The 26,642-nt window shown below is 50.3% G+C and carries 28 protein-coding genes; 10 read left to right on the top strand and 18 right to left on the bottom strand.

Annotated features, from left to right (window positions below):
• Nucleotides 1-390: 390 nt before the first annotated feature.
• Both H6G21_RS18780 and H6G21_RS18775 read right to left on the bottom strand, forming a co-directional pair.
• A complete protein-coding gene (locus tag H6G21_RS18780; RefSeq protein ID WP_190574939.1) occupies nucleotides 391-1,563 on the bottom strand; it encodes a glycosyltransferase in 1,173 nt (390 codons plus the stop codon).
• A gap of 25 nt (nucleotides 1,564-1,588) precedes the next feature.
• Complete coding sequence (locus tag H6G21_RS18775; RefSeq protein WP_190574938.1) at nucleotides 1,589-1,792, bottom strand: hypothetical protein; 204 nt, start codon at nucleotides 1,790-1,792, stop codon at nucleotides 1,589-1,591.
• Nucleotides 1,793-2,205: 413 nt separating this feature from the next.
• Here H6G21_RS18775 and H6G21_RS18770 point away from each other — a divergent pair, with 413 nt between their 5' ends.
• The gene (locus H6G21_RS18770) at nucleotides 2,206-3,066 is read left to right on the top strand and encodes a hydroxyacylglutathione hydrolase (protein WP_190574937.1); all 861 of its coding nucleotides are present in this window, start codon (nucleotides 2,206-2,208) and stop codon (nucleotides 3,064-3,066) included.
• 97 nt (nucleotides 3,067-3,163) lie between these two features.
• On the opposite strand, the gene H6G21_RS18765 is transcribed toward H6G21_RS18770, so the two are convergent.
• The 4 genes from H6G21_RS18765 to H6G21_RS18750 form a co-directional block, all read right to left on the bottom strand.
• Complete coding sequence (locus H6G21_RS18765; protein ID WP_190574936.1) at nucleotides 3,164-3,991, bottom strand: hypothetical protein; 828 nt, start codon at nucleotides 3,989-3,991, stop codon at nucleotides 3,164-3,166.
• 175 nt (nucleotides 3,992-4,166) lie between these two features.
• Complete coding sequence (gene trmD, locus H6G21_RS18760) at nucleotides 4,167-4,862, bottom strand: tRNA (guanosine(37)-N1)-methyltransferase TrmD (RefSeq protein ID WP_190574935.1); 696 nt, start codon at nucleotides 4,860-4,862, stop codon at nucleotides 4,167-4,169.
• A 91-nt stretch (nucleotides 4,863-4,953) separates the two neighbouring features.
• A complete protein-coding gene (locus tag H6G21_RS18755; RefSeq protein ID WP_190574964.1) occupies nucleotides 4,954-5,130 on the bottom strand; it encodes a twin-arginine translocase TatA/TatE family subunit in 177 nt (58 codons plus the stop codon).
• 181 nt (nucleotides 5,131-5,311) lie between these two features.
• Nucleotides 5,312-6,118, bottom strand: coding sequence for a serine/threonine-protein kinase (locus H6G21_RS18750; protein WP_190574934.1), 807 nt, complete (start codon nucleotides 6,116-6,118; stop codon nucleotides 5,312-5,314).
• Nucleotides 6,119-6,325: 207 nt separating this feature from the next.
• On the opposite strand from H6G21_RS18750, the gene H6G21_RS18745 reads away from it, so the two are divergent.
• Complete coding sequence (locus tag H6G21_RS18745; RefSeq protein ID WP_190574963.1) at nucleotides 6,326-7,060, top strand: phycocyanobilin:ferredoxin oxidoreductase; 735 nt, start codon at nucleotides 6,326-6,328, stop codon at nucleotides 7,058-7,060.
• Between the two features lie 589 nt (nucleotides 7,061-7,649).
• On the top strand, nucleotides 7,650-9,065 hold the full coding sequence (locus H6G21_RS18740) for an ammonium transporter (protein ID WP_190574933.1): 1,416 nt from the start codon (nucleotides 7,650-7,652) through the stop codon (nucleotides 9,063-9,065).
• A gap of 150 nt (nucleotides 9,066-9,215) precedes the next feature.
• On the opposite strand, the gene H6G21_RS26070 is transcribed toward H6G21_RS18740, so the two are convergent.
• Together H6G21_RS26070 and petN are read right to left on the bottom strand one after the other, a co-directional pair.
• Complete coding sequence (locus tag H6G21_RS26070) at nucleotides 9,216-9,350, bottom strand: hypothetical protein (RefSeq protein WP_277875310.1); 135 nt, start codon at nucleotides 9,348-9,350, stop codon at nucleotides 9,216-9,218.
• A 145-nt stretch (nucleotides 9,351-9,495) separates the two neighbouring features.
• Nucleotides 9,496-9,585 carry a cytochrome b6-f complex subunit PetN gene (petN, locus tag H6G21_RS18735; protein ID WP_190574962.1) on the bottom strand — a complete coding sequence of 30 codons (90 nt, stop codon included), beginning with the start codon at nucleotides 9,583-9,585 and terminating at the stop codon, nucleotides 9,496-9,498.
• Between the two features lie 74 nt (nucleotides 9,586-9,659).
• Here petN and H6G21_RS18730 point away from each other — a divergent pair, with 74 nt between their 5' ends.
• Nucleotides 9,660-10,286: a hypothetical protein gene (locus H6G21_RS18730; RefSeq protein ID WP_199307306.1), complete on the top strand. Its 627-nt coding sequence runs from the start codon at nucleotides 9,660-9,662 to the stop codon at nucleotides 10,284-10,286.
• Between the two features lie 71 nt (nucleotides 10,287-10,357).
• Here the strand turns inward: H6G21_RS18730 and H6G21_RS18725 are convergent, their stop codons facing one another.
• On the bottom strand, nucleotides 10,358-10,987 hold the full coding sequence (locus tag H6G21_RS18725; RefSeq protein WP_190574932.1) for a class I SAM-dependent methyltransferase: 630 nt from the start codon (nucleotides 10,985-10,987) through the stop codon (nucleotides 10,358-10,360).
• 308 nt (nucleotides 10,988-11,295) lie between these two features.
• On the opposite strand from H6G21_RS18725, the gene H6G21_RS18720 reads away from it, so the two are divergent.
• The gene (locus H6G21_RS18720; RefSeq protein WP_190574960.1) at nucleotides 11,296-11,676 is read left to right on the top strand and encodes a zinc finger domain-containing protein; all 381 of its coding nucleotides are present in this window, start codon (nucleotides 11,296-11,298) and stop codon (nucleotides 11,674-11,676) included.
• Nucleotides 11,677-11,731: 55 nt separating this feature from the next.
• Here the strand turns inward: H6G21_RS18720 and H6G21_RS18715 are convergent, their stop codons facing one another.
• The 6 genes from H6G21_RS18715 to H6G21_RS18690 form a co-directional block, all read right to left on the bottom strand.
• Nucleotides 11,732-12,595 (bottom strand): Rpn family recombination-promoting nuclease/putative transposase, encoded by an 864-nt coding sequence (locus H6G21_RS18715; protein WP_190574931.1) that lies wholly within the window; start codon nucleotides 12,593-12,595, stop codon nucleotides 11,732-11,734.
• 559 nt (nucleotides 12,596-13,154) lie between these two features.
• The gene (locus tag H6G21_RS18710; protein WP_190574930.1) at nucleotides 13,155-13,406 is read right to left on the bottom strand and encodes a hypothetical protein; all 252 of its coding nucleotides are present in this window, start codon (nucleotides 13,404-13,406) and stop codon (nucleotides 13,155-13,157) included.
• A gap of 654 nt (nucleotides 13,407-14,060) precedes the next feature.
• Nucleotides 14,061-14,279: a hypothetical protein gene (locus tag H6G21_RS18705; RefSeq protein WP_190574929.1), complete on the bottom strand. Its 219-nt coding sequence runs from the start codon at nucleotides 14,277-14,279 to the stop codon at nucleotides 14,061-14,063.
• A 595-nt stretch (nucleotides 14,280-14,874) separates the two neighbouring features.
• Nucleotides 14,875-15,483, bottom strand: a complete 609-nt coding sequence (locus tag H6G21_RS18700; RefSeq protein WP_190574928.1) for a hypothetical protein — start codon at nucleotides 15,481-15,483, stop codon at nucleotides 14,875-14,877.
• Between the two features lie 74 nt (nucleotides 15,484-15,557).
• A complete protein-coding gene (locus H6G21_RS18695; protein WP_190574927.1) occupies nucleotides 15,558-16,160 on the bottom strand; it encodes a VWA domain-containing protein in 603 nt (200 codons plus the stop codon).
• 291 nt (nucleotides 16,161-16,451) lie between these two features.
• Nucleotides 16,452-18,305, bottom strand: coding sequence for a CARDB domain-containing protein (locus H6G21_RS18690; protein WP_190574926.1), 1,854 nt, complete (start codon nucleotides 18,303-18,305; stop codon nucleotides 16,452-16,454).
• A gap of 729 nt (nucleotides 18,306-19,034) precedes the next feature.
• Here H6G21_RS18690 and H6G21_RS18685 point away from each other — a divergent pair.
• On the top strand, nucleotides 19,035-19,934 hold the full coding sequence (locus tag H6G21_RS18685; RefSeq protein WP_190574925.1) for a transposase family protein: 900 nt from the start codon (nucleotides 19,035-19,037) through the stop codon (nucleotides 19,932-19,934).
• A gap of 58 nt (nucleotides 19,935-19,992) precedes the next feature.
• Here H6G21_RS18685 and H6G21_RS18680 read toward each other — a convergent pair whose 3' ends face one another.
• Nucleotides 19,993-21,690: a glycosyltransferase family 39 protein gene (locus H6G21_RS18680; protein ID WP_190574924.1), complete on the bottom strand. Its 1,698-nt coding sequence runs from the start codon at nucleotides 21,688-21,690 to the stop codon at nucleotides 19,993-19,995.
• A 760-nt stretch (nucleotides 21,691-22,450) separates the two neighbouring features.
• On the opposite strand from H6G21_RS18680, the gene H6G21_RS18675 reads away from it, so the two are divergent.
• Nucleotides 22,451-22,636: a hypothetical protein gene (locus tag H6G21_RS18675; RefSeq protein ID WP_190574923.1), complete on the top strand. Its 186-nt coding sequence runs from the start codon at nucleotides 22,451-22,453 to the stop codon at nucleotides 22,634-22,636.
• A gap of 45 nt (nucleotides 22,637-22,681) precedes the next feature.
• Here H6G21_RS18675 and H6G21_RS18670 read toward each other — a convergent pair whose 3' ends face one another.
• On the bottom strand, nucleotides 22,682-23,332 hold the full coding sequence (locus H6G21_RS18670; protein ID WP_190574922.1) for a COP23 domain-containing protein: 651 nt from the start codon (nucleotides 23,330-23,332) through the stop codon (nucleotides 22,682-22,684).
• A 127-nt stretch (nucleotides 23,333-23,459) separates the two neighbouring features.
• Between H6G21_RS18670 and H6G21_RS18665 the strand changes: the two genes are divergently transcribed.
• From H6G21_RS18665 to H6G21_RS18655, 3 genes are all read left to right on the top strand, one after another.
• Complete coding sequence (locus H6G21_RS18665) at nucleotides 23,460-24,518, top strand: glycerate kinase (protein ID WP_190574921.1); 1,059 nt, start codon at nucleotides 23,460-23,462, stop codon at nucleotides 24,516-24,518.
• A gap of 609 nt (nucleotides 24,519-25,127) precedes the next feature.
• Nucleotides 25,128-25,781, top strand: coding sequence for a DUF3386 domain-containing protein (locus tag H6G21_RS18660; protein ID WP_190574920.1), 654 nt, complete (start codon nucleotides 25,128-25,130; stop codon nucleotides 25,779-25,781).
• Between the two features lie 178 nt (nucleotides 25,782-25,959).
• A complete protein-coding gene (locus H6G21_RS18655) occupies nucleotides 25,960-26,196 on the top strand; it encodes a NifU family protein (RefSeq protein ID WP_190574919.1) in 237 nt (78 codons plus the stop codon).
• A gap of 126 nt (nucleotides 26,197-26,322) precedes the next feature.
• On the opposite strand, the gene H6G21_RS18650 is transcribed toward H6G21_RS18655, so the two are convergent.
• Complete coding sequence (locus tag H6G21_RS18650) at nucleotides 26,323-26,547, bottom strand: Uma2 family endonuclease (protein ID WP_199307305.1); 225 nt, start codon at nucleotides 26,545-26,547, stop codon at nucleotides 26,323-26,325.
• Between the last annotated feature and the right edge of the window lie 95 nt (nucleotides 26,548-26,642).

Genomic DNA, 26,642 nt, shown 5'->3' with positions numbered 1-26,642 from the left:
CGGTTGCACTCAGCTATGAAAAACCAGCCTAGGGGTAAAGTGGGGCGCTGTCAACTGTTTTGCGATTGTTTGCAAGGTTGTGATGTTTAGTAACATGGCATTTGGCAACAGGTAGAAGGCAACAGGTAGAAGGCGAGATCGTCTTCATTCCCTATCACCCCTATTAACTTGAGTTCGATGAATTCGTGGTGCGGCCCGATCGTCGGGGCTGCTCCGCAGCAAAGATTTGAGAAAAGTGCCCCGACAACCAGTGAATTCTGCGTCCAAGCACAGGGAATTTGTAAGAGATATCTTTATTAATCGATTTTACGTTGGGTTTAGAGGTTTCTATGCATTAGTAAAAGCAATCACAATTAAGTTCGATCGTGATTGCAGGAAACTCTCGATCGCTTAGCCCTTCTGAACACCCCGTAGCATTCGTCCCAGCGTTTCTCCCATCGATACCATCCCGTAATGCTTCACACAGCGTTGTCTCGCCCGATATCCCTTGTCCTGCGCCTCATCCCAGTGACTAAAAATGTATTGAATCATCTCCGCAATCTGCTGAGGCTGCCCCGGTTCCACCAAATACCCCGTATCCTGCAAAATCTCAGGAATATCCCCCACCCGCGTCGAAAGAATCGGTTTCCCCATCGCCATCCCATCACTCAACTTCAGCGGAAACTGCGCCTGAGCCGTCAGCGTATCCCGTTGCGGCACCACCACCACATGGGCCGCCGCCACCAACTCCGGCATCTTCTCCACCGGCGATCGGGGCAATTGCACAATCCATTTCCCCCAGCGTTGCTTCAAGCGATCGTCATAGTCATCATAGGGACTCCCCCCAATAATCACCACCCGCAGATCAGCTTGATTCAAAATCTCCAACGCCTCCAGCACATCCTCCACCCCCTTATGCGGTCGCGGCGCACCCGGAAACATCAGCACCCGATACCCCGCCAACCCATAGCGCGATCGCACCCCATCCGGGTCGTAGGGAGCCGGATCAAACAAATCCGTATCCTTACCATTGGGCACATACAGCCCGCCAAACCGCTGCTGCAAAAAACTAGTATCCACCGTCAGCGCATCCGCCTTCGGCACCCACCGCTCCAACCATTTCACATAAAGCGGATGATCCGGTTCACGCAACTGCCCATGGCGTTTAAACAGATCCCGGTATAACTGCTTAGGCGAGGGCCTGTAGCGCCAATCATCCCCACCACACCAGCTCAACTCCCAGTCATCCATATCGAGCCACAGCGGTTTCCCCGTCTGCCAGCGCCGCACCAGCCCAATCCCAAAACTACTCGGCTTCGGCTTCACCGCATACAAAATATCACCATCCAACCGGGGCAACAGCGATCGTACCGCCTTCCACCAGTGGGGATGGGCTTGGCCAGGAATCGCAACCACCGGAACCCCCTCCGGCGGCACCGCATACAAATCCGGCCCAAACTGCAAACCCACCACCTCAACGTTACAGTCCAATTGCCGCAACACCTGTCCCAACAGAAACGCGCGGACAGCGCCCCCTCCAGACAAATCACTGACGATGAGAGAAACCTTGGGCATAGCAGACATTCCGCGATCGTCCAGTGCGATCGTGCTAATTGATCATGCTCAGTCTGCCCAATTTAAGACTATCTAGCACGCGAATAATCTGTTGTCGTTCTTCCGGGCTGACCTTTTGTCCAGACAAGAGCGTCGCCGTCATCAAAAGATAAACCTGACGACTCATACGGCCCGATCGATAAACCTCTTCAATCAACACTTGAAGCGAGCCATTTATTCGTTTTGGGATCCGTACCATAGCGTTCAAAAATTCAAGTCGGGTAGATTCCGAGAAACAATGGGAATGGGTAGAAGCTAAAACTGACAATTTTCAGGACTCAAGCCCTTTCAAGAGGCAATCCACAGATTTCTGCCCCTAGAAGGATCTCTATCTTGGGGAGTAGCGAATTAGGAACACTTACTATGTGAGTATGACCCGATCGCAAACAAAATCATCCGCATTGTTACTGATTTTTTTCTCGCATAAACTACAAGGATTCGTAGTATCCGAATAAACACTGAAATTTTTTGTTTAAAAGGTAAATAATGGTTGAAAAGAATGAATTTTTTCTAAATTCGTGATCTCAATGCAACGATCGTGATCGAACCGCGATCGTCCTCTCCGTTGCCATCATCCACCCATCAAGTTTTCTGATTAACATTTCTGGAGTCATGCAGATACACCGTCTTCCAACTAGTTCAACCAATTACATTTTTTTACTGTACAGCGTGACAACCAACTCGGCTGTGGTGGTTGACCCCACAGAGGCTGCTCCAGTCTTAAAGGCCCTTGCCAGCCTCAAAGCCGATCTGATTGCCATTCTCAACACCCACCACCACCGAGATCACGTCGGCGGCAACCCAGCCCTATTACACGCCTATCCCAACGCAGAAGTCTACGCCAGCGAAACCGATCGCGGACGCATCCCTGGGCAAACACAATTTTTGCAGGGGGGCGAACACCTCACCCTCCTCGATCGTCCCGCCGAAGTGTTGTTTATTCCCGGCCACACGCGGGGTCACATCGCCTATTACTTCCCACCGGCCAAGGGCGGCGACACCGGGGGCGATACAGGAGACGACACCTGGAACAACACCTGGAACGACACCTGGGGCGACACCTGGGGCGATACCTGGGGCGATACCTGGGGCGAACTGTTTTGTGGAGACACCCTTTTTTCCGCAGGCTGTGGACGCTTATTTGAAGGCACCCCCGCCCAAATGGTGCAATCTTTGACCCAGTTGAAACAGTTACCGGAAACAACCCGCATTTGGTGCGCCCACGAGTACACCCTCAGCAACCTGAAATTCGCGCTCACGGTAGATCCCCAGAACGCCGACCTCCAAACTCGCTTCCAGCAGGTACAAACCCTGTGCGATCGGCAGCAGCCCACCATCCCCACTGAACTGGGTTTAGAAAAGCGGACGAATCCGTTCCTCCGTTGGGACAATCCCGTAATTCAGCAAGCCATGGGGCAGACCGAACCGATCGCAACCTTTGCAGAACTGCGCCGCCGCAAAGATCACTTCTAATCCTACGGTTCCGCTAATTGCCTACGGTTCCGCTCATTCCCCATTGCAAACAACTCTTTCAAGTCCCTGATCGCGATGCACCCAAAACCGCCCAACCCTAGAACGGTCGAAAGGCCGCCATCCGCCCCGCAGTGCTCCCGATCGACTTAATTACCTGCCTGCCATTTTGTTGCAGGATGACGATCGGTTCGCCTTGCCCCTGCATCCGGATTTCCTTCAGCAACACCTGCCCACCGGACAGGTAATCCCCCTGCTGCACATAGCGCGACGTGACTTCGTTGGGAGCCTTCGCGATCGCCATGATGCGATCGCCCACCTGCACCACTCCCGTAATTTCGACGTTTTCCGCCAACTCCGTCAACGAAGGCGGGGCCACCGGAGCGGACATGGGAGCCGACAGAGGAGCCGATAATGGGTTAACCGCCAGAGGCGGCAGCGCCGCTGAGGGGATCGGCTGCATGGCCCGAGGCGTTGGCAAAGGCTTTAAGGCAATCTGCGGCAGGCGGGAGTTGGATTTTCTAGCGACGGTGCCCGATTTGGCCGCAGGGGTCGTTTTGGATGGCTGTCCCGCCTTTGAGGGGATCGATCGCAAACTACCGGGCGGCAGATTAATCACCGTTTGGCTAGGTAATAGGGTCGCAAAGGGATCCCGCTTGTTCGCCATTGCAGCCTGAGTGACTCGGGTTTCCGCCTTCGTACTTTTCATTAATCCCGGAACGGGCACCGTCGCCAGAACCGGGGCTTCGGGTAACTTGGGCTGATTGTTTTTACCCGTGACGATCGGCGCAGGAAAACTCTGGGGCGCAACGGCGGTTAAATCTCCCTGGGAATTTTTGGGGTTGGTTTGAGACTGGGGTTGCCCATTGCAGCCCACTAGAAGAATGAGGCCACTGATTCCGGCCAACCGCGTCATGGTTTTACTCATGGTGCACCAATCTCCCAGTACATCTGCTCATACAGCTACCAAGATACATGGGTCTATTTAAAGTGCACGATTTTTTTCAGGGGGATGGCTTTTATTGGGTGGGTGGATAAGGGAGTGGGCGGGTTAAGGGCGTAGGAAGGTAGGAGCGTAATAGGGTGGGTGGGTCACGCTGGGCCTAGTCGCTCTGATTTTGTAGCCATTGGGCGTAGAGATCTGGTCGTCGATCGCGGGTGCGATCGATCTGCTGCTGGCGTCGCCATTTTTCAATTTCCTTATGGTTGCCCGATCGCAGGACTTCGGGGACAGCCATGCCGCGAAACTCCGAGGGACGGGTGTAGTGGGGATAGTCCAGCAAGCCCTCCCCTTCAAAACTTTCAAACTTGAGGGAATCTGCTTTGCCGATCGTGCCGGGTAGTAAGCGAATCGTGCCATTTAATAAGGCCAGGGCCGGAATTTCCCCACAGGTCAAGACAAAATCCCCCAGGGACACTTCCCGCGTCACAATGCTCATCACCCGTTCATCCACCCCTTCGTAATGCCCACAGAGCACAATCACCTGGTCATAGGTGACGAGTTCCTTAAAGAGCCCTTGGGTCATGGGTTGTCCCTGGGGTGTGACGTAAATCAGTTCCCGCTTGGGCAAGCTGGGTAAGGATTCGATCGCAGCAAACACAGGTTCCGGCTTGATCACCATGCCAACGCCGCCGCCGTAGGGTTCATCATCCACTTTGTGGTGCTTGTCCGTGGTGAAGTCGCGGGGATTGGTCAGATGAACCGCTGCAATTCCTTTCTCCAGCGCTTTCCCCAACAACCCCGACTGGAGCGGCGACGCAAAAAAATCAGGAAATAGAGTCAGAATGTCAAAGCGCATGGGAGAGATCGATCGCGAACCGCATCATCCTCCCATGAAACGTAGAACGGGAGGCAATACCGTGGGCCTGCAAAAAGCCTTTCCTGTGGAATTAATCTCCAGTCTCCCGATCCGACGACTGCGGATCATTCGCCTGGGTCATCCCTTCTTTAAATCCCCGCAGGGTTTTGCCAAACGTGTTGCCCAGTTCTGGAATTTTTTTGGGGCCAAAGATGACCACAGCCACCAATAGAATGATGGCAACTTCTGTCCAGCCTAAATTAAACATAACTCCCTCCGCTTCTTGTCTACCTGTGCGGCGATCGGGCAATCCATCCGTTACCCGCGCTGCTTCACAGTCCATCCCTTTTCACTATAGAGCGGAACCCTGGGATCTCAATGCCGGATTTCCCATGCTGGATCTCAATTCACCCAGCGGGCAGGATAGGCTTGACCGGCCTACAGCAGGATTACAGCATGCCTCGCACCTGTCCTGTATTCAACACCAGTAAGGCTTCTTCCGCAGTTTGCAAGCGGCGATCGAGGCTCATTTCCGTCATCCATTGCAACCAGTCGGTAAAGGCCGGACTGAGATCAATCACCTCCTGAAGTTGCAGTTGGCCCTGCTTGCGCGGCAGGGTACTGGGGAGTTGGCCCGTCACCAAATGCACGATCGTGGATCCCAAGCCATATAAATCCGACGCCATTACAGCCCGCCCACTAAACTGCTCCGGCGGCATATAGCCATCAGTCCCCACGATCGAGAAAGCGGAACGTTCGGCTCCAATCATCATCTTGACCGAGCCAAAATCCACCAGATGGGGGCGTCGATCGGCCAGCACAATATTGCCCGGTTTCAGATCACGGTGGATCATAGGCGGGGTTTGTCGATGGAGATAGGCCAGAACTTTGAGCAAGACCGTTGCTAATTGCTTGGCTTCGGGTTCGGTAAACGTTCGCCCCATCTGGAGCAAGTCCTGGAGGGAATTGCCCGGTACGTAGTCCTGCACCAAGACGATCGCCTTGCCCATCGGCAGCTCATGCTCAAAATATCCCAGGTACTGGGGAATACAGGGATGACTCAGGGCTTGGAGGGCGTGCATCTCCCGGTCAAACTGCTTGAGATCACTGGGAATCAGTTGGTCATCGACAAACAGCAGTTTGAGCACCACCCATTGCTGGCTGGTTAAATCTCGACCTAAGAGCGTCCAACGCCCCGCCTGCTTATTGAGTTGCCGTTCCACTTGATAGCGATCGCCTAGAATTTGCCCAGCCATAGGTTGATTGAAGTCAGTTGATTGATTCGGTGGATTGATTTGGTGGATTGATCAGGTCAAGCTTTACAGTTGTTCATACCGTCAGAATGTCACCCCTGCGAGCGGTATTCTAAGAAGAGCTTTGAAATGCAAGGATATGGGGTCGTCTCCATCCCTTGCCTAGCGATCGCGGTTCCTAACTATCCCACTGTGCATTTCTCAAGTGACATGACTGTAAACTTCCCTGACACTTCCATTCGATTTCAGCAACATCCGACCATTCGTCAATTGGCCGATCAAATCGATGCCATCTGGCACAAGCACTTGGATCTGCAACCCTACAGCCTACCGGAGGATTTGGGTTATGTGGAAGGGCGCATGGAAGGGGAAAAGCTGATCATTGAGAATAAATGCTACCAGACTCCCCAGTTTCGCAAATTGCATTTGGAACTGGCCAAGGTGGGAAACAATCTTGACATTCTGCATTGTGTTATGTTTCCCAATTCTAGCTATGCAATTCCCATGTTTGGGGCCGATTTGGTCTCAGGCCGGGGACAAATTAGCATGGCGATCGCCGATCTCTCGCCCACCAGTGACGATCGTCGGCTTCCAGAAAATTACTGTGACGACCTTAGCGCACTCCCAGAAATGACCTTTGCCCAACAGCGTAAGTTTCCTGCTTGGGGTGATATTTTTTCGCCATTTTGTTTATTTATCCAGCCCCACAGCGCGGAAGAAGAACAACGCTTTCTCGATCGGGTTTGCCAATACCTGATCATCCATTGCCAACAGGCAGTTGCGACCCAGCCCACCCCAGAACGGGAAGCAGAGTTCTTAGCAGGGCAGCGCTACTACTGCAACCAGCAACAGCAAAATGACAAGACTCGCCGCGTTCTGGAAAAAGCCTTTGGCACCGCTTGGGCCGATCGCTATATGACGACGGTTTTATTTGACATGGTTTAGCTTAATCCCGCGCTGCTTAATCCCGCATGGCTTAATCCTGCGCTGCTTAATCCCGCATGGCTTAATCCTGCGCTGCTTAATCCCGCGTTCAATTCAAACCCACTTCATTCCAGTCAGCCAATAGCCACCCACCTCCGCTTCAGTGGCTATTGGCATTTGCCATAGCAAAAAAACGGTTGGAGGCTATAAATTACACTCCGTTGCAAATTTATAGCCGTTGTCGGAAAACATTTACAAAATGACAGGATTCACAGGGAAATAGGTCTAATCCTTGAGAAGTCAGCCTTTGAGTCGTTATTTCTACTGAGAATAGCCCGATCACGAGTTTACTCCGATCGTATAATTTACTAAAAAGTATCTTGGACTACAGAATTACGGCTGATGAATTGATGCAATTCAATACGAGGGTGTGAATCTGATCTATACCTGTAGATCCCATGTCACAACGTCTAAATTCTGAGTGCAGCTTCTTTAGTGCAGAGCCGGTATGGATCTTTCCCTCTCTTTCATTCCTTGCAGAATTAGTTCTCTGCACGCTTCTATTCCAGCACTGTTCTACTCCATTAAGTGGTTGTAAGGTCTAAAACTTGTGTTGAATCAATTTTTACGAATTGGATTAGTCACTTTAGGGTTACTGGTATTCCCATTAACCGGAAATGCGTGGGCGGATCCTACCCCCGTTGAGGCCGCTCAAAAGGTTGCAGACACAGCACTCTCCAATGCAGATACCGCATGGTTGCTGATTTCCACAGCATTAGTTCTATTAATGACACCGGGGTTGGCGTTTTTCTACGGTGGGTTTGTCCGTTCCAAGCACGTGCTAAATACGATGATGATGAGCTTCATCATGATGGGCATTGTGGGGGTGACCTGGGTGCTATGGGGGTATAGCCTCTCCTTTGCCCCTGGGAATCCCTTCATCGGCGGACTCCAATGGCTCTTCTTGAATGGGGTCGGTCTGGAAACGACGGACTACCTCAAGGGATCTGCACCGGAAGAAGTCGTTTCCTACGCAGCCACAGTGCCTCACCAGCTTTACATGCTGTACCAGATGACCTTCGCGATCATCACCCCTGCTCTGATTTCAGGCGCGATCGTTGAACGGATCAGCTTCAAAGCTTATTTCTGGTTCATGATTCTCTGGGCTGGGATTCTGTATCCCATTTTTGCCCATATGGTTTGGGCCAAGGGTGGCTTCCTAGGACTGTACGGGGGGCTGGGTGCCCTCGACTTTGCGGGCGGAACCGTCGTCCACATCAGCTCTGGATTTTCAGCGTTAGTGGCTGCTTGGGTCATTGGCCCTCGCAAAACCTATCCTAATCAACCCGCTGCGCCCCACAATGTGCCCTTCATTCTGTTAGGTGCCGGTTTACTGTTCTTTGGTTGGTTCGGATTCAACGGAGGCAGCGCACTGGCTTCTGGCGGATTGGCAGCAGCAGCGGTCACCACCACCACCATCTCAGCCACCGCTGCGGGTTTGATGTGGGTCATTTTGGAATGGGTGCTACGCGGTAAGCCGACGGCTGTGGGGATTGCCACGGGGATTGTCGCTGGTTTGGTGGGCATTACGCCCGCAGCGGGTTTTGTGTCTCCGCTATCTGCCTTGCTCATCGGCGCGATTACCGCCACTTGCTGCTTCTTTGCCGTCAGCCTCAAGGCGAAATTGCAATTTGATGATTCCTTGGATACCTTCCCGGTGCATGGCGTCGGTGGAACCGTTGGGGCCATTTTGACGGCTGTCTTTGCCGATTTAGCGGTTAACTCGGCGGGTAAAGACGGTGTCCTGAAAGGCAACTTTGGGGAACTGGGCGTTGAATTAGTGGCGATCGCCGTTACCTACGCGATCGCGGGGATCGGCACCTTCATTATTCTGAAGGTTCTGGATGCCACGATCGGGTTGCGCACCAGCGAAGAAACCGAATACCAAGGTCTCGATATCAACGAACATGGTGAAGAAGCCTACGGCGAGGAACTCGCAGCTGGGCTGAGCTTTACTGCTAAGTAGGCATGAGCTTGCTGCAATTAGGTATGAGCTTGCAGGCCATTGACTGAATCCTGCGACTTGTATTGCTACACAAAACCCCTGAATCCATAGGTTCAGGGGTTTTTGGTGAACGGGTATTCAAAATTGGAATGACTGTCTGGGTTGTCCAGCTTAGCGTTTGACTTCATTTTCCCGGCGACGGCGATCGCGCCAGTCCGCAGCGGTTAAATAGATTACACCCCCCGTAATTACCGCCAGCAACAGCGCAGCAGCCACTTCTAAGGTGGTAAACAATGTCGTACTCATGGGCAGGTCAAATTTTTTCGCAATAGGTGAATTCAAACAGACACAATAAAATCGATGCAAATAGCGAGAGACGCACCATGGGCACGTCTCCTACAAAGGGTTCGATCTGAAGGATCGAAGGGATAAACCGGTATCACACTGGCAATTAGAACCCGTTACGACCCCAGACCACAAGAGCGATCGAGAAGGTAAAAACGGTCAATAAACCAGCCCAACCGAAGGAAATAATATCCATAGCGCGATTACTAGCCACAATAGGAGACAATACCAGTACCTATGATACAGGCTACAGGGAACAGGGGATAGAGGATGGTGCAAGAATCAAAGCAGATGCAGGCATTGCAGACGCCAGAATTCCAGCCAACACAAACAGAGAACCCGCAGTCACAGGAACGTCTAGGCCAGGAGCGTTTACTCCAAGAACGTTTACCCCAGGAACGTTTACCAGAACGCCTGTGGCAGGAGCGCCTAGAGTCCATTAAAGCGGCGGTGATTAGCGCGATCGGAACCGCTGTGATTTACACCCTAGCCACTTGGCTGAATCAATCCTACGGGCTACATTTCCTCGGATCCTTGATCGGATCCTTGACAGGTTTAACAGCCCTATCCCCAGCCAGCAATCCGTTATTACGATCGCCGGAAGCGTGGCTCGTGGGCTTGGCGATCGCGGGCTTTTCTGGGTTTCTGTTTGGCATTACCTATCGCCACTTGGTGAGTGTTAGCCAGGATTCCCATCTACGATCGGGGGCGATCGGAGCCTTTGGGTTAGTGCGGGGCTTGGCACAGGTCGATATCAACCATGCCCTGCGGGGAGAATGGCTGGCTGGCGCAATTTTGGCGATCGAAAGTTTTGGCATGTTCGCGATCGCGGCGGTGTTACTGGACTGGGCTTTGCGTCAACAATGGGTAAAACCCTTTACTGGTTGGCCAGAATAGCTGGTTGGCCAGAATAGCTGGTTGGCCAGAATAAGTGCCTTTTGCTCGCCCGAATCTCACTCCCCCATCGTCTAACCTGCTTTCTGAGCCACAATTTTTTGAGCAACGATCGCCAGCCAGTTCTGGGCTTCCGGTGGGGCGTTAGGAGGACGGTAGTAGTGCCGCACGATCTGAAATCCTGCGGCTTCAACACAGGGAGCCAGGGTGTCATACTCCCAACCCACGACATAGCGAGCCCCCGTAGGTCGATGGGAAAAGCCTTCCCCCTCTCCCCGCACCATCGACATCACAATCGCCCCTTGGGCCACCAACGATCGCCCCAAATCCCGCAGCACCCGCACCATCTCCGATCGGGGAACATGGATCAACGAAGCATTGGCAAAGATGCCATCGAAGTAATTTTCGGGTAGCTGCAAGTCCAAAAACGTCTGCTGCCAGACTTCACAGTTTGCGACCTGCCGCGCCATCTCGACAAAGGCCGGGGTCGCATCCAGCCCGACCACATCATGGCCTTCGGCTTGAAATGCCACCAGATCACGACCGGGGCCGCAGCCCAGATCTAGAATGCGACCGGGATTGCGGGGCATTGCTGCGGCCAAGGCTTGACGATTTTGGCTGACATCGTGCGCCCAGGTCCCCACTTTAAACGACTCGGCGGTGAGTTGATATTCCGCGATCGTAATTGCTTCGTGCTTTTCCATGGTGGTGCGATCGTTCCTTCTAGGCGATTGGGTTGAACTGAATTGAACTTACCATGCAGCAAATGACGAGAGCAGGCAGGAGCAAACTCCGCAGGTACGGACAAACGAATCATTCAGAGGGGCGATCGCCGTAGCCCGGTTGCTAGGAGATCTCCTATCCTAGGAGAAGCAGCACGGATGCTGGTACTATCTGGTACCCACTGTACTACTTTGTACCATCGTCTCCCCTGCTTCCATTGGTTAAGGAGCCAGCTATGAATCAATTTCCACCCCCCAACGGCCAAGGCAGAAATGGTCCATTTAATGGGATGTTTACCACTTCACAGCTGGGCTTAGGCAATGGGCTGCGGCAGTTGGTCTGGTTACTCCTGTTTGCTTGGCTGCTGGGTTCCCTCGGCTTGGGTTGGCTCATTCAGTTTTCCCTTGTGGTGATCGGGTTGCTGATTTTGTTACCGATCGTGGGCATTTTTGGCCTGCAATGGTGGATTAAGCGCAATCTAGTGCAGGGGAGTTGTCCTGTTTGTGACTATGAAATTTCTGGATTGAATGGCTCTCAATTCCAATGCCCCAACTGTGGAGAACCCTTGCAGGCCGTGCAGGGGAAGGTAACACGCTTAACGCCAGAAGGCACGATCGATGTGCAAGCAGTGGATGTAGTAGATGTGTCTGCTAAAACGGTGGACGAATAGGCCGGTCACTCAGAGCGGGTGGTGGCGCTATTGGGTGATCAGCGGTGGACTGTGGCTAGCGCTGATCTAATGCGGCTTGAATTGACTGAATGGTCGCGATCGACAGTCCGGTCATCTGACTGATGGACTCGACTGAGACGTTTGCTCGCAACATATTAGCCACGATTTCTCGACGGCCTTCTTCGCGCCCTTCTTCGCGCCCTTCCTCTCTGGACGTATCCACCACATTCTTCAAGTCGCGGTAGTATTTCAAACTGTTCTCGTAGGTCTCGCGCTCGATCGGCGAAAACTGCGCAATCTCCGCCACCTCAAACAATCGCCGGAATACCCCTTCTTGTAAGGCTGCGGGGGGGGTGTCCAACTCATAAAGATGCTTCAGCAAAAAGAGCCATTTCTCAAAATGATTGTTGAGTTGCTCGATCTGCTTTGTGAATTTCGGTAGCTCCAGATAGATAAATTTCAGTTTGTCGTAAAATACTTCTCCCTGTTGGTTTTTCAGTTCGACAACATGCATGATCGTCGGGTCATCTTTGTGGTCGTCAAAGATGAAGTCTAAAATACCGACTGTGTAGACCGCTGTCAGTTGGTAGTTCCAATCACCACGGGTCGCCTGTTCTTGAATCGGAAAGGTGGCGTAGTAAACACTACGGTCTTTGAAGTAATTCTGCTTGGCTTTTTGGATTTCAACAATGAACTTTTCGCCACTGTCGCTTTCGCAGTAAATGTCGAAGATCGCTTTGCGGTCAAGGGTTGTGTTACCGATGTTTTCGTTGTTACGGTAGGTCAGGTCGCGCACATGATGCTCTGGTGGCAAGATTGTGTTGAGAAAATCAATCAATAGGTCTTTGTTTGGTTCAGTCCCAAACAGGCGCTTGAAGCCAAAGTCGGTGAGCAGATTGATGTAGCGATCGCGCAACATGGGGCCGCATTGAGCTGAGTTCAGCTTGATTATAGCGATTTGATTATAGCGATTCCAGGCTTCCAGTCATTCCAGACACTGAACCTTCTTTACTGCTGTTGAGTTTAGAAGAATGGGTTTGCTCCGTCGATGACTTTTGCCAAAGCTTTGCACCCCAGTGGCGCAATCAACTGCTGAGCCATGGGCTGGGTTGCCGTCAGCGAGCTCGCAGCTTGGGGCTCAGCGAAATCATATCGCAGCCCCGTCAATTGTTTGGTTAAAGTGATTTGTGGGTCGATCGCCTATTCCCACCAGCCTCAAAAAACCTGCTCTCCAGATTGACTGGGCCTTACAGCCTGCTGCTGAACCTGAACTGACGTTAGATAGATTCATGCTGCTCAAATAATCCACAGAGGACAATTAAGATAAGTTGCTCAGCATTGGCTATTGGCACCGTCTCCCTCAGGGTCTTGTTAGGCATGGGGATAGGTCAACTACCAATGCAGTCGCTCTAAGCTAGAATCGATGTATTGTCACACCAGTATACGGTAGATAATAGCCAGTATACGGTAGATAATAGTTAGAGCTTCAAATTTGAACTACAACTTAATTGAGGGATCTTACCCTTTAAATCACTACAAAAGTAAAGATGTTGCTCACGAGGTGAATCATCTTCTTGCTCTATTTCTTTCAACAGCAAAATACGCCCATCTGGTGTGGTTGCTATTGCTTCAAGATCAGTAAGATCAGTACATCCAGTCAAAACAATAGTAGAGAATAGCAGCAAGACAGTAATGACTAAATATCTTAAGTAGTGATAGCTGATGATCATAATTTTCCTATCTTCATAATTAGAATACTTGTCTTATTCCTGAAAGTTGATGTGGTAAGGCTGACAAACAAGTGTCAGCTTATCCTCGGTGCATTCTTCCACTCGATCTCCCCAATATATGCTCTTTACTATTAAAATATGACCGTTTTGCTTCACGGCAATTGCTTCAATGTCAAAACGTGCAGCTGAAAAAATAGAAGCTAGTAGAAATAGGACAAGAACAATCAACCAAAATAACACCGGACTTAAACGGTACATACTTTTGCCTCAAATAAAATTAATTTATTTAAAAAGTATAAAACACGCCGCAGTTATGATGCAATGAGTGAACTGATGCCTAACTATAATTATTAGATCGATTTTTTCTGCCTAATACCCCGATAGACCCCAAATGGATAGAAAAGTTCTATCTAGTTGAAAAAATGGGACATTAGGATGACTAAACTTTCCGGATATTACCCCTTGCTAAATCAAAATGCTAGAGGTTTCACTATTTCTTCCACTCTCCTCAGCTTCCTTTGCCGCCTAATATCCAAAAATCTCAATTAGACCGATTTAGATCGATCCTCTAGGAATCAAATACCTCGTTTGAGTTAGACACCCACAGACTGCAAAATAACTAACACAACCCGTGGGAACCCTAAACTTCAGCCGTTAACGCAGCCGCTCGCGACTGAGGATGCTGATGTATTGCCCGTCCGAATGCACAATCTTCATCGGTTGACTCCAGTGAATCCTGTCTGCAATCCGATGGGCATGGAATTGATTAATCGTATCCTGCACGAATTCCTTGTGACCGATTAAGTGGATCTGTAAGCGTTGTTTCTCAGGTTGAACTGTGCGATCGCTCCGATCGCTAGAACCTTTCGCCATAATTGAGCTTCTCCTGTTGAGCGTTGGTAAGAAGCCCAAAAATTTAGAGCCACCCCGTTTGACATCACAAACAAGAGTGGCTCGATCGAATGTTAAAATTCTCAACAAGCCTCCTTGCTGCTGACTCAGCGAGGGGGAATAGCTACCCAGAGTTGTTACCAGCAACAAAGGGTAGTGCCCTAAATTTTTGGATCCCAGCGACCCCATGCTTCATGCCGACCCGTTGAAAGAAGGATGTCCATGGCGATCGCTATGAAAAACAACCTTACGGATAAAAAGAGGCGCTGTCAATCCGTATTTACAAACCTCAATCCCAGTATCATTTTTTACCTATATAGTATGGAGGCCGACATCGTATTAACGTGAGTTCGATAAATTTGTGGTGCGGTTCGATCGTCGGGGCTGCTGCGCAGCGAAGATCGGGGAACTTCTCCCCACCCCCCTGCAATGTCAGGGGACTCTACTCCCCCGACACCCCCCGAAAGTGAATTCTCCGTCCCAGCACAGGAAATGTGTGAGGGACAATTTGGCTTGTCGAACTCACGTCGTATTATGCAGGTTCAACGGATACTCAAAGCCCTAAATGCCCAAATCCCTAACTCGTCGGATGGGTTTTCAGCCAACTATTCACTTCCTGAAGCGCCTCCAAATAATCGATCGCCGCCTCCACCCGCGACTCATAATTACAGGCAAACTCATCAAACCAACGCCCTTCCTCAGAATTCGGCTTCAGCGTTTTCAACCATTGCTGTGCCCCCTTCGCAAGTTCCGCCCGTCGTTGCTCTCGCAATTGTTGCTGCCGACGTTGCCGATCGCGTTCCTGCTGCTGTTGTGCGATTTGTTCTGCTTGCTGTTGTTCTAGTAATTGCCGATCGCGATCCTCATACTGCGTCTGAATTTGCTGCAACAATTCCGCTGGCAATGCTGGAGCCGAAGACGATGAGGCCGGAAAAACCGATGGAGCCTCAGGCGTAACCAGGGGACGATCGATCGAGGGATTTTGGGACGAATGACGTAACTGATTCCGCACTTGTCGCTTCGTCGTCTCGTGCAAACCACTCAACAAATCCTCGATCGAATTCACCGCCGCCGCCCCTTCCGGCCTCGATCCTTCTGAAGCCGGGGGAACCGTTGGACGGGGAGCAGACTTAGGCGATCCCAAGGGCGATCCTAAGTTGGCCAAGAGCTGATCAATGTCATCCATAGCGCAATCGGAACATGCAGGACTGTACTCACTCTCCCCTATCCTAACGAGAAATCCCCTACGCCGTGTAACGTCTAATCTTCGATCGCACTCATCAAAACCTCCGCCAAACTCAGATCCCCCATCTCGTCCAGCGTCAGCGTATCGCAAATATCAAACTTGGCCCCCACCGACTGAAGCTGATCATCGAGCGCCTTCAGGAATTGCGTCGCCCCTGTATCATTGCCGACCTGAATAAACGAAACCGCCAACTCCTCATCCCGATCCATTTTGCGGGTAGCCTCAATCACCGCCTCAATCACCGCCCGCCGATCGTCCGGCTCCCCATCCGTCACCACCAAAATCGTTTCTGGCTTTGCGTCCCCCGTCGCCTTGCGCTGAAAATAATACTTGAATGCATCCTGCAACACCGCCGCCAAATTTGTGGATCCGATCGGATCATTTTCCAGAAAAATTTGCTCTACCGTCTTAGCCGTCACGTTGTCATAGCGCCGAAAACGCCCTGAAAAGGTATAGACCGTGATGCCATCGGGATCCAATTGTTCGCACTTACGCGCCAGCGCCAAAGTGGATTCCTGCGCCACTTCCCAACGGGTTTTGCCCCCTCGATCGGGACTCGACATACTGCCACTTTTATCCAAAATCAGAGTGTAATCGCGATTCATAAGGACGGTCATGATGTATTGATTAAAAGTCTATCCTCTACCGTAGTTTTTGAGACGCACGATCGTCATGGGTAAAAGTTCCTGTTCCCTATACCTGTTCCCTATAATTGCGCATCCCTGGAATCCTCGTCTCCGCCAGCATCAGCACGGCCCTCGATCGTCAGCCCCATAAAAAGTTCCCTCAACACCCAAGGCCAGGGCATGAGGGAACCGTAGCGGGAACAAATCTAACCATCCCAAGCTCACAACAAGTCATCAGCCAGGGATATCACAAGCCAGGGATATCAACCACCGTCGTCATCCCTAGAAGTATGCAAAATAGCTACCCGTTAAACTCAACGTTGATGCACCCTGAATAATTCCAATCAATTCACTACTCCGATAAATTCCCAATCCTGTAGGTAGCGAACCCGATGTTCTTTGCAACGTATAATTCGCTGCACTACCATTCAGCACGATCGTATCTTCCGTCGGATCAAAATCTACAATCTTCGCGTAATCCTCTAGAACGGGAGAACTATAAAACACCTTAGTTTCACTGCCTAGATAAAACTCATCTGCACCAAAACCACCAATCAGCGTATCAATCTCACCGGAGCCGGGACTCGTGTCGTTCACATTGACGCCCCACAACCAATCATCCCCTGCGCCACCATCTAGCCAGTCATCACCAATGCCACCAAACAGATTGTCATCACCTCGATCGCCAAACAGCGTGTCATTTCCGCCATTACCAAAGAGATCGTCATCCCCGCGTAAACCGGAGATGATGTCATTTCCGGGTGTTCCGACTAGATCATCATTGATCCGGGTTCCTAGTAAACTCGTTGTGTTGATTACCACATCATCGTAATCAACCAACAATCCTAAGTTACTGTTGTCCGATTCATTGGTTTCCAGAATAGTATTACCCGAATCGACAATCATGCCGATGTAATAGGTGCCATCCCCTGTCCAGAAGGGATCGTTCAGACCGGGCAATGTTAGGTCCTGCGTTAGGAATAACTTGCCAGTGCTGCCATTGGCCGGAAGTGCACTCAGCGTCGTCTTCGTTAGGAAGTAGTCTGCGGTACTGATGATGTTATTGGTGGATAGGTAGAAGGACACCTCGAAAGACCCACCAGTTGCCCCTCCCAAGTTCTGCACTTCAAAATCAAAGTTGAACCTGCCCCCTGCGGTTAACGGCTCAGGACGCACATCAAAAGACTTACCCTTCAAGTTTGGTAGTTGAGTGTTTTGGATTAACACATCATCGTAGTCAACCAACAAGCCCTGATTGCTATTATCCAGTTCGTTGGTTTCTAGGACTACATTACCCGAATCGACGATCATGCCAACATAATAGGTTCTATCCCCTATCCAGAAGGGATCGTTTACACTCGGTAGGATTAAGTCTTTAGTGAGGAATAACGGCCCCGTACTACTGCCACCAGCCAACGCGCTTAATGTTACTTTGTCCAGGAAAAAATCTGTTGCACTGATGATAGCATCAGTCGACAGGTAAAATGACACATCGAAAGGTCGACCTGTCGCACCCCCCAGGTTCTGAACATCGAAATTCAAGTTGAACCTGCCCCCTGCCACCAATGGCTCGGGACGCACATCAAAAGACTTACCCTTCAAATTCGATCGCTGGGTATTATTAACTGTGATGATGTCGTAGTCAATTTCTCGCCCAACGCTAGCGTTGTTGGCTTCATTACTCTCAGAAATTTGATTGTCAGGATCAATCACCATTCCAATGTAATAGTTACCATCGCCTGTCCAAAAGGCATCATTAATTCCCGGCAACTTCAAAGTAATGGTATTGATAACCCCGATCGTGGTTCCGGATAGACCCACAATGGTTACCGAATCCAAGAAATAGTCGGATGTCGAAATCGTATTGTTGTTTTTAGACAGGTAGAAGGAAACCTTAAAAGGCCCAGCAGCTAAATCTCCACTATTTTGAAATTGATAGTTAAGAGTAACTGTACCACCGGCATTAGCAACGTTGGGAAAAGCGCCAGGGAAAATGTCAAAAGATTTACCTACTAAATCAACTGGCTGAGGCCCGGTTGCCAGGGGCGCGATCGCCGAAGCAAGTAAATCTGGAGCAGTCAACAATCCATCTTCGAGCAACATTAATGGATCAAGAATGTCTGGAGTAGATGCCATAACAAATTAGAAGAATGTTAGAAATTTGAACTTTAGTTTAAAGTATTTCTCTCTATGAGAGTTATCAAGAAAAAATTAAAAATCTTAAAAATATAATTTCAATACCCCTATAGACTTATCTCAGTTCTATTAAAATCAAAATCCACTAAATTCCTTGACCAGCCTGAGTTTCCACCCTTGAACATGATTGCCAACGTGATTAAAATGGGGACTAATTGTAGCAGGAAAACCTAGATAGAAATCAGAGAGAAGACTAAACTCTCCCTTTACTTCAACAGTTAGTAGCTTTTTTAATCACTAGATTAAGTCACTGCCTCTCTTAATCGGAGCAGCTTTTAGATAATTTCAAGCCATTTAAATTTTCCACTAAAATAATCCCAAGGACAGAAAGTTTGACTTGGAATTTATCATCTCTGCGACTAAAATATCAGGAATTCACCAGAAAACTCAATCACTCATTTAGGTTATTTTGTGATTACAGAGATTTCAAAGCGCGCTTGATGTGAACCTGGTTTGAGAACAAATTTTATTCTTTTCTTGTTTTTAATTTTGAGTTAGCCATTTTGGATTAATTTACCTTGCTTCAGCATCGATCGATTCCAGAATCTGATATTGCTCTGAAGGAGGGGCGAGGGTTTCACCTTGCGCTTTATGGCCCCAAGACTTCTTAATCTTTAGACCTGTTGGGAAATAAGGGATAATAATTGGCAGTTGCAAACCGCTCTACCCATGCTGAACCTAGAACGCATTCTTCAGGATGACCGCTTGATGCGGGCAATGACAGGACTCAATCGTAGAGCATTTGAGGAACTCCTGCCCAGCTTTAGTGAGGCGTATTGGCAAAGTCAGATGAAACCCGAGGGTGAGCGTAAACGTGCCCCTGGAGGAGGACGAAAAGCAACCTTACGAAGCAGTTGCGACAAGTTGTTTTACATTTTGTTGTACTGCAAATGCTATCCCACCTTCGACTTAATGAGCGTGTTGTTTGGTTTTGACCGTTCCTGTGCTTGGGACTGGGTTCATGGTCTACTGCCCGTTCTGGAGCAAGCTTTAGGGCACAAACAGGCACTACCAGAGCGTAAGGTGCGGAGTATGGAGGAATTTTTAGAACGCTTTCCAGAGGTTGGAGAAGTGATCTTTGATGGGACGGAGCGTCCAGTGCAGCGTCCCAAAGACCGCGACAAACAAAAGGAACATTACTCTGGCAAAAAGAAACGTCATACCCGTAAGCACATCACAGGCAGTACGCGAAAAAAGCGAGTTATCCTGCTGTCGAAGGGGAGAGCTGGGAAGATTCATGACAAACGACAATTAGATGAAGAAGACTTAGTGGGCAACATTCCTGATGAAGTCGCGATAGAAGGAGATTTGGGATTTCAAGGATTACAGAATGAGTTTGATAACGTTCATTTGCCCCACAAGAAACCAAAGGGTCAGGAATTAAGCGAACAACAGAAGCAGGAGAACCGAGAGTTCAGTCGTCAACGAGTCAAGTGTGAACATGCCCATGCAGGCATCAAGCGTTATCGTTCGGTCGCGGATGTTTATCGCAATCGTGTGCCTGATTTCGATGACCGCTTAATGCTGAACGCTGCTGGTTTATGGAACTGGTATCTGGATGCAGCGTAAATTGGGCGAGAAATTGGAAAACCTTGCCCCAAAGCAAGTTTATTTCCCAACATCTCTTTTATTCTTTAGCTTTAGCAAGTAGTACCCAGGTACTCGGTTTACCCAAAGTCTTCACCTCGATCGACGCCAGTTGCTTCACTTGCTTAGCTGGTAACTGAGGTACCACATCCGCCTCTACTAAAAGATAGGGCAATTGCTTCGATCGATCGGGCGTTTGTAGCTTTTGAATCAGCGTGGGCAAATCCGCAGGAATCACCTGCCGCCCACTGTAGAAATTAAGCGAAGGTCGATTGGCAAAATAGGACGTATAAATCGTCGATCGATCGGGCGTACGAGCTTGAATCATTTGGGCGATCGGCTTAACGGGATAGGCTTCATTTAATTCCCAAATCCACACATTGGATCCCACAAAAAACAACAGGGTTAAATACATTCCCCACATCAGAACAGGAATAAACTGTCGATCCTGCCGGAATAGCAAAATCATCACCACCAGTCCCGTAATCCCCAGCGTCCCCAATGCCAACACAATATCCCATTCGGGATTGGGCTGCGTGACAAAATAAGCAATGCCCGCTCCGGAAATCGCCATCAATAGACCAAATAAACCAGTCCATGCCTTCCGATAGGTCATTCGCATGGGTTGATGCACCGATGATGCTAAAGGTGGCGTCCACAGACGCGATAACTGCGCACCCACCAATAAAGATAAGGCTGGATACAGCGGCAGGACATACCAGGGTAGCTTCGTACTCATGATAGAAATCACCGCAAAATAGACCCCGCTCCACAGCAATAACAGTCTCGCCCAGCTCAAATTGCGATGGTGCCAAGCAAACCCGATCGCCTGCGGCAAAAAGAAAATCCAAGGTACCCCATATTTCAACACCTCTAGGAGGTAGTACCATACTGGGCCTTTATTACTGCCCACATCCTCCCACACCCGATTGATGGACTGTTTCATCAGGTGTTCCCCAACAAATTGATGCTGGTATTGCAACCATTGTGCCCCGTACCAACTGGCCACGGGCGCAATCCCCAACCCCAACCCCAACCAAAGATAGCCACAGGACAGCAAACGTGGCGTATCCCACACCATGAATGCTAGACCGATCGCCCCCAGGAACAGTCCCAAAATGCCCTTCGTAAAGCACATCAGGCCAATGCCGATGCCAACCCCACAACTCCAGCGCAAATCCCGCCGCGATCGCAACAGACAGGCCATCATAAACAAAAAAAAGCAGAGAATCGCGCCATCTAGCATCGCTAAGCGCCCCTGCCGAACGATCGGCAACCAGGTTAAATACACCATGGCGGAAAACAGTGCTGGAACCCGCTCATAAAAAATTTCACGGCCAATCCAGTAGAGCAACGGCACCGAGGTCGCGGTCAATAGTGCGCTGGGTAAGCGTGAGCTCAGTTCTGTCACGCCCCCCAAGCCATAGCTCAAGGCCACCAACCAGTGCATCAACGGCGGCTTATTAAAGTAGGGATTGCCAACGACATCCTTGGGGTAGATCCACTCCGGCCATGCAGAAAGATCATGAAAAATTGCAGAACCCGATCGCCAAATTTCTCGCGCTACTTGGGCCACAATGCCCTCGTCCCAATCGCGTAGAGGGAGATTGCCGAGCTGAAAGCAAAGCAAAAAGCTAGCCGCTAGCAACAACCCGCCCGCCCAAGCCAAATCAATCCAGCGTTCTTGGGTAGGCAACGATCGGCCAAACCGTCCATAGGTAAACAGATTGGGACTCATGAACTCACTACTGACTCAATACGGGCGTAACTCAATGGCGCAACTTAATACAGGCGTAACTCAATCGTGTAACCCAATACGGGCGTAACCCAATACAGGCTTGCCTGCATCCTTGTATATCCGCTCTGTCGGCATCATACCCGAATTCGCATCCCCCCGATTTCTCTCCAAATGACATCAAACTTAACACCGGATTGGGTGAATCTCCCCAGGCAAATAGGGAGATTGCCCAATGTTTGATCCCCATGAAGTTCGTTAGTCTATCACCAGTGGTTAAACAACGAAACGTACCACACTACAGGAAATGATGATTGTGAAATGAGAAGCCGACTCCCATCGATCCCCCTTCACCCTAGGAGATGTTGTTTGTTAGTAAATGATGGTCAGTGAATCCGCAGTCAGTGAATCCGCAGTCAGTGAATCCGTAGTCAGTGAATTCAGTTGTCCTCGATCGCACAGCACATTCTTCTCCATCCCCTGCGCCTCCCCCGTTGCAGAATCCCTGAACTGGACAATGGGGAACCCCTGAGCTGACAGCTGAAGGAGCAGCGTTTTAGTCAACTAAATCTTCATCGTTATTCATAGTTAACTTCAAGTTAACTTCAGTCCGTAAAACTTAGTCCGCCAACTCAGCCAGGATTTTCCCTAGGATCCCTGTCCAGACGGGCTTGCCTGGTTGTCCCAGTCCTTTGGGGTTTTCACCGTTGGTCGTTTTTATAATTTTTCAAAAAATTTTAAAGTCTAACTTAGGTAATCCACCATGACCCAATGTCCTTGCTGCTCAACTTCCCTGCTGCGTTATGTCAAGCGTGGACAAGTCGAATGGTTTTGTCCCCGCTGTTGGCAAACGATGCCCCATTGGCCCACCCCTTCTCTGTCTGTGTCTGTCGGCATCCCTAAACCTGCGCCAAGCCAGCCCGTTCAAAGTTCGCTGGCAGAAGGCTAAAGAAGGCCAACGCTTCAGACCGCTAGAGCCTTCAAACGGGCTCAGTTACTCTGCCTGTGTGTCTTGTAGGGCTTGCTCAATTAACTCCCGAAGGTTGACATACTGCGCCGGAGGAGAATCCACTAGAACAGGTGTTTTGGTGTTTGCCTGGTGCAAGCGCGCCACAATGAGACTCAACGCATAATCTCGGCGGGCAGGACTGCGATCGCGGGGATTGAGGGTGAGGATCTGCACACCTTCCGTCTGATTGCAGGGTGCGCCGTATTCCTCCACGCTACAGACGATCGGCTGATTTTTGCGAATTCCGGTCGTCAGATAGGCGAGGGAATATTCACTAGTACCAGAATTGAGGAAATTGAAGCGGGCGGCCACTTCCCGGCAGCGATGGTTGGCAGAGAACTTGCCCCGTCCCGTGAACTGCAAAATGGGTTGGCTGACCTTGCGGCTTGTAATCGATCGCGCCACCATGACTCGGCTACCCTTGGGACATTCAAAAACCAGGTTGGGAAAGGTGGCTGCTTGGCTGGCTCTGGGAAACATGGCCAGAGTGCTTCCGATCGCCAAGAGGCCAACTGCGATCGATCGAGCCAGAGGGCCGATGGATGAGTCTTGTTTTGCCCTGGGGCTTTGAGATGGCTCGCTTGTAGCCCTGGGGCGATTCAACAGAATGGGCAGGTAGCAGTCACAAAAAGTCATAGGAGGTTGCATCCATAGCCAGTAAGGGATGCCCAGAGAACAAGCACCTTGATCCCTTAAGACGCCAGCCGATTTGAGCCGTCCGGAATAAAATGGGGGGTGGTCAGGGAGAGTTTGATAGAAATTCATGGGCGATTTGAGCCAACCATTGCAGGAATTTTTAGCAGGACAAGCCTCAATTGCCACCGTGGCTCGTCAACTAGCGGCTCGTCGATTAGTAGACCCAGGGCCACAGGCTGTACCGGAGGCCGATCGACCCAGCGACGATCCCCAGGCACTCCAGACAGAAATTGAGGCAAGGTTGACGTTTTTACAGCGGATTTATGCTGATTTTCAAACCTTTTCCCAAGCCTTAGCTTTTCCTGAGGATTTGCTGCCTCCGTTATGGCAGGTGTGGATTCCCCTAGCGCAGCAGATTGCAGAATGGCGAAAGCAACAAGCGCAGCCGTTGATCGTAGGCTTTTTGGGCGGTCAGGGCACAGGCAAAACTACATTGACCCAAATTTTGGCGATTCTATTGCAGCACTTGGGCCAGCGCGCGATCGGCTTTTCCCTGGATGATCTGTACTTGACCTATGCTGAGCGTCAAGCCTTGCGATTGCGGGATCCGCGTCTCGATCGACGAGGGCCACCCGGAACCCATGACGTGGAATTGGGGTTAACGGTCTTGGAAAAAATACGATCGCAGCAATTTCCCGTAGACCTGCCACGCTTCGATAAATCAGCCTTCCAGGGGGCGGGCGATCGCCGCCAGTCCGAGCGGATTGCGCTGGCAGATGTGGTGTTGTTTGAGGGCTGGTTTGTCGGCTGTCGGCCCGTTGCGCCGTTTATGTTTGACTCTGCGCCGGAACCGATCGTGACGGAGGCCGATCGCCAGTTTGCTCGGGATATGAACCGGAACTTGTATGCCTATCAGCCATTGTGGGAGTTGCTCGATCGGTTGATTGTTTTGCAGGTGCCAGACTACCGTTTGAGTATCCAATGGCGCTGCGAGGCAGAACATCGCATGATCGCCCAGGGCAAGCCGGGGATGAGCGACGCAGAAATTACTGACTTCGTGAAATATTTTTGGAAAGCACTGCATCCAGAACTGTTTATTCAACCGTTGCTGGAAGAGCCACAATGGGTCGATCGCGTGATCGACATTCAGCCTAACCATCTCCCTTGCCGGATATATTGCCCGTAAGCAATTGCCCGTGATCAACTGCTCGTGCTCAATTGCCCGTGAGCAATAACCTGTGAGCAATAACCTGTGAGCAAGTTAAGTCTTGCTCGTCAGATATGGCCCGACCATTCAGGCGCTTCTGTACAAAATACGCTGATCCCGCTTCATCAATTCCTCATCAAAAGTATGGGGAATTTACTCAAGAATCTGGCGATCGTTGACCCTTAAACTGTCAACAAGTACGCAAGTTTGGGTCCTTGTCCGGTAGTAGGAATTTTTCAAGGGCCATCTACCACCCAGCTAGATTTAAACTCTGAATTAAAACTACGAATTTAAATCGCGTTGGATCTAAACCTCTAATCTACCAAATCTAGCAAGAGCATCTGCCGAAAGTCCGTCTACCTGACAGTCCTGATATTCAGTGTAAGCCAGCCTTCTACCATCTCTAGGCTGGTTTTTTACTGTATTTTTCTGGCAGTTACTGCGTTTTTGCAGCCAGGATCGATCGGGTCTCCCTATCCCAGCCTATCGGGTCTCCCTATCTCAGCCTGTCGGGTCTCCCTATCCCAGCTCCGCTAAATCTAGCAAGGCAGAACGCTAAGATAGAACAGACTTTCATGGAGAAGACTGATGAACATTGCTGTAGGCGCAGATGCAACCACCCTGTTTCGGGCGGCCTATGAAAACCGTTATACCTGGGATTCCAGCTTTCCCGGCTATACCGCAGATGTGACCTATCGTTGTGGTGACCAGGTGTTCCAGGGACAGGCCAAGGTCTCTCCGGATCCACGTATGGGCTATAAGGGTGAGGTGACGGGGATTGAGGACGAAGAAGTTCTGAAAGCAATTCAAGGTCAACTGTGGGAAACGGCTATTCACCGAGTTCGACGTGCCTTTGAGCAAACCCACGGAGCCAACACCTTCACCTTTGGCGAGACCGATGAGTCCGGCGCGGTGGAAATTATCATGGGCGGTAAGGCAACGGGCGATCGCTACAAAGTGCGCAACAACGAAGTGGTACTTGTCCATCGCCATATCCATGGCAATGTTGTAACGATTAACACCTTTAGCACCTACGAGACGGGGGCTGGCTATCTGTCCCACACCTACGACTCTGTGTATCATGATCCCCAAACTGGTGTGCAAACCAGCCCCAAACAACTATTTGAGGATAGCTACGAAGAAGTGAATGGGTACACAGTCCTTAACAAGCGAGTGATCACTACGGAAGATAACTCTCAACCCGTTGAATTTGTGTTTACCAACATTCAATTACTGGCCTAGGTTCCAGAGAAAAGGTTGCAGAACGTTGGTTCTAGAAGATGAGTTCTAGAGATTTTTCCCATAGTTACCCCTCAAAAAATCAATGCAGGATGGCTGGGGGTGTGGCTAGGGGGGAGGCGTGATCCGCTAGGATTGGCATAGGCAAACCTTCATCAAGTTGCAACAAGGAATATCCTGTATGGCACTGGCATTAACAAACGACAATGTGGAAACGGTATTGGATGAAATGCGTCCTTACCTAATTTCCGATGGCGGCAATGTGGAATTGGTTGAAATTGATGGCCCGATCGTCAAGCTGCGGCTCCAGGGCGCTTGTGGATCTTGCCCCAGTTCCACCATGACCCTGCGCATGGGGATTGAGCGCCGTCTGCGGGAGCAAATTCCCGAAATTACGGAAGTCGAACAAGTTTTCTAGGATTTCGAGATTCTGAAATCGGCTCAACGACTGGGTGATCTTGGGCCACGGAGTTCAAGTTGGCAAGGCAGGCGATCGTTAACATCGGCGATCGCCTGTCTTGCTGTTTTAAGGCACGATGTTGTTTTAAGGAATGAGAGGAGGCAGCAGATCTTGAATGGCAATTTCTAAGTCCGGGAACGCGATCAGCCTGACCGTTAAGGTTTCCGCGAGAATCAGTTCCTGCTGATAGCCAGAGGCTGCTGGTTGACGGAAGACATGGAGCCGTCGATCGATGACATCTAAGACCCAGTAATCCTCAATGCCTGCTTGGGCATAGGCGGTGGCTTTGACCCCGCGATCATAGTTCAAATACCGTAAATCGATGGGGTTGGGCAGGAAAATTCATGGGGTCACATCCCTCGCATTCCGGTTCCTGGTTAATAGTCTATCGCTCAGTCTATCGC

Source organism: Alkalinema sp. FACHB-956 (assembly GCF_014697025.1).
Lineage (GTDB): Bacteria > Cyanobacteriota > Cyanobacteriia > Leptolyngbyales > Leptolyngbyaceae > Alkalinema.
This window is presented reverse-complemented; position numbering and strand designations above follow the sequence as displayed.

What these genes read in the sequence shown, in the direction of transcription:
- H6G21_RS18780 (WP_190574939.1), bottom strand. Translation starts at nt 1,563, where the DNA reads ATGTCTGCTATGCCCAAGGTTTCTCTCATCGTCAGTGATTTGTCTGGA.
- H6G21_RS18775 (WP_190574938.1), bottom strand. Translation starts at nt 1,792, where the DNA reads ATGGTACGGATCCCAAAACGAATAAATGGCTCGCTTCAAGTGTTGATT.
- H6G21_RS18770 (WP_190574937.1), top strand. Translation starts at nt 2,206, where the DNA reads ATGCAGATACACCGTCTTCCAACTAGTTCAACCAATTACATTTTTTTA.
- H6G21_RS18765 (WP_190574936.1), bottom strand. Translation starts at nt 3,991, where the DNA reads ATGAGTAAAACCATGACGCGGTTGGCCGGAATCAGTGGCCTCATTCTT.
- trmD (WP_190574935.1), bottom strand. Translation starts at nt 4,862, where the DNA reads ATGCGCTTTGACATTCTGACTCTATTTCCTGATTTTTTTGCGTCGCCG.
- H6G21_RS18755 (WP_190574964.1), bottom strand. Translation starts at nt 5,130, where the DNA reads ATGTTTAATTTAGGCTGGACAGAAGTTGCCATCATTCTATTGGTGGCT.
- H6G21_RS18750 (WP_190574934.1), bottom strand. Translation starts at nt 6,118, where the DNA reads ATGGCTGGGCAAATTCTAGGCGATCGCTATCAAGTGGAACGGCAACTC.
- H6G21_RS18745 (WP_190574963.1), top strand. Translation starts at nt 6,326, where the DNA reads ATGACTGTAAACTTCCCTGACACTTCCATTCGATTTCAGCAACATCCG.
- H6G21_RS26070 (WP_277875310.1), bottom strand. Translation starts at nt 9,350, where the DNA reads ATGAGTACGACATTGTTTACCACCTTAGAAGTGGCTGCTGCGCTGTTG.
- petN (WP_190574962.1), bottom strand. Translation starts at nt 9,585, where the DNA reads ATGGATATTATTTCCTTCGGTTGGGCTGGTTTATTGACCGTTTTTACC.
- H6G21_RS18730 (WP_199307306.1), top strand. Translation starts at nt 9,660, where the DNA reads ATGGTGCAAGAATCAAAGCAGATGCAGGCATTGCAGACGCCAGAATTC.
- H6G21_RS18725 (WP_190574932.1), bottom strand. Translation starts at nt 10,987, where the DNA reads ATGGAAAAGCACGAAGCAATTACGATCGCGGAATATCAACTCACCGCC.
- H6G21_RS18720 (WP_190574960.1), top strand. Translation starts at nt 11,296, where the DNA reads ATGTTTACCACTTCACAGCTGGGCTTAGGCAATGGGCTGCGGCAGTTG.
- H6G21_RS18715 (WP_190574931.1), bottom strand. Translation starts at nt 12,595, where the DNA reads ATGTTGCGCGATCGCTACATCAATCTGCTCACCGACTTTGGCTTCAAG.
- H6G21_RS18710 (WP_190574930.1), bottom strand. Translation starts at nt 13,406, where the DNA reads ATGATCATCAGCTATCACTACTTAAGATATTTAGTCATTACTGTCTTG.
- H6G21_RS18705 (WP_190574929.1), bottom strand. Translation starts at nt 14,279, where the DNA reads ATGGCGAAAGGTTCTAGCGATCGGAGCGATCGCACAGTTCAACCTGAG.
- H6G21_RS18700 (WP_190574928.1), bottom strand. Translation starts at nt 15,483, where the DNA reads ATGGATGACATTGATCAGCTCTTGGCCAACTTAGGATCGCCCTTGGGA.
- H6G21_RS18695 (WP_190574927.1), bottom strand. Translation starts at nt 16,160, where the DNA reads ATGACCGTCCTTATGAATCGCGATTACACTCTGATTTTGGATAAAAGT.
- H6G21_RS18690 (WP_190574926.1), bottom strand. Translation starts at nt 18,305, where the DNA reads ATGGCATCTACTCCAGACATTCTTGATCCATTAATGTTGCTCGAAGAT.
- H6G21_RS18685 (WP_190574925.1), top strand. Translation starts at nt 19,035, where the DNA reads ATGCTGAACCTAGAACGCATTCTTCAGGATGACCGCTTGATGCGGGCA.
- H6G21_RS18680 (WP_190574924.1), bottom strand. Translation starts at nt 21,690, where the DNA reads ATGAGTCCCAATCTGTTTACCTATGGACGGTTTGGCCGATCGTTGCCT.
- H6G21_RS18675 (WP_190574923.1), top strand. Translation starts at nt 22,451, where the DNA reads ATGACCCAATGTCCTTGCTGCTCAACTTCCCTGCTGCGTTATGTCAAG.
- H6G21_RS18670 (WP_190574922.1), bottom strand. Translation starts at nt 23,332, where the DNA reads ATGACTTTTTGTGACTGCTACCTGCCCATTCTGTTGAATCGCCCCAGG.
- H6G21_RS18665 (WP_190574921.1), top strand. Translation starts at nt 23,460, where the DNA reads ATGGGCGATTTGAGCCAACCATTGCAGGAATTTTTAGCAGGACAAGCC.
- H6G21_RS18660 (WP_190574920.1), top strand. Translation starts at nt 25,128, where the DNA reads ATGAACATTGCTGTAGGCGCAGATGCAACCACCCTGTTTCGGGCGGCC.
- H6G21_RS18655 (WP_190574919.1), top strand. Translation starts at nt 25,960, where the DNA reads ATGGCACTGGCATTAACAAACGACAATGTGGAAACGGTATTGGATGAA.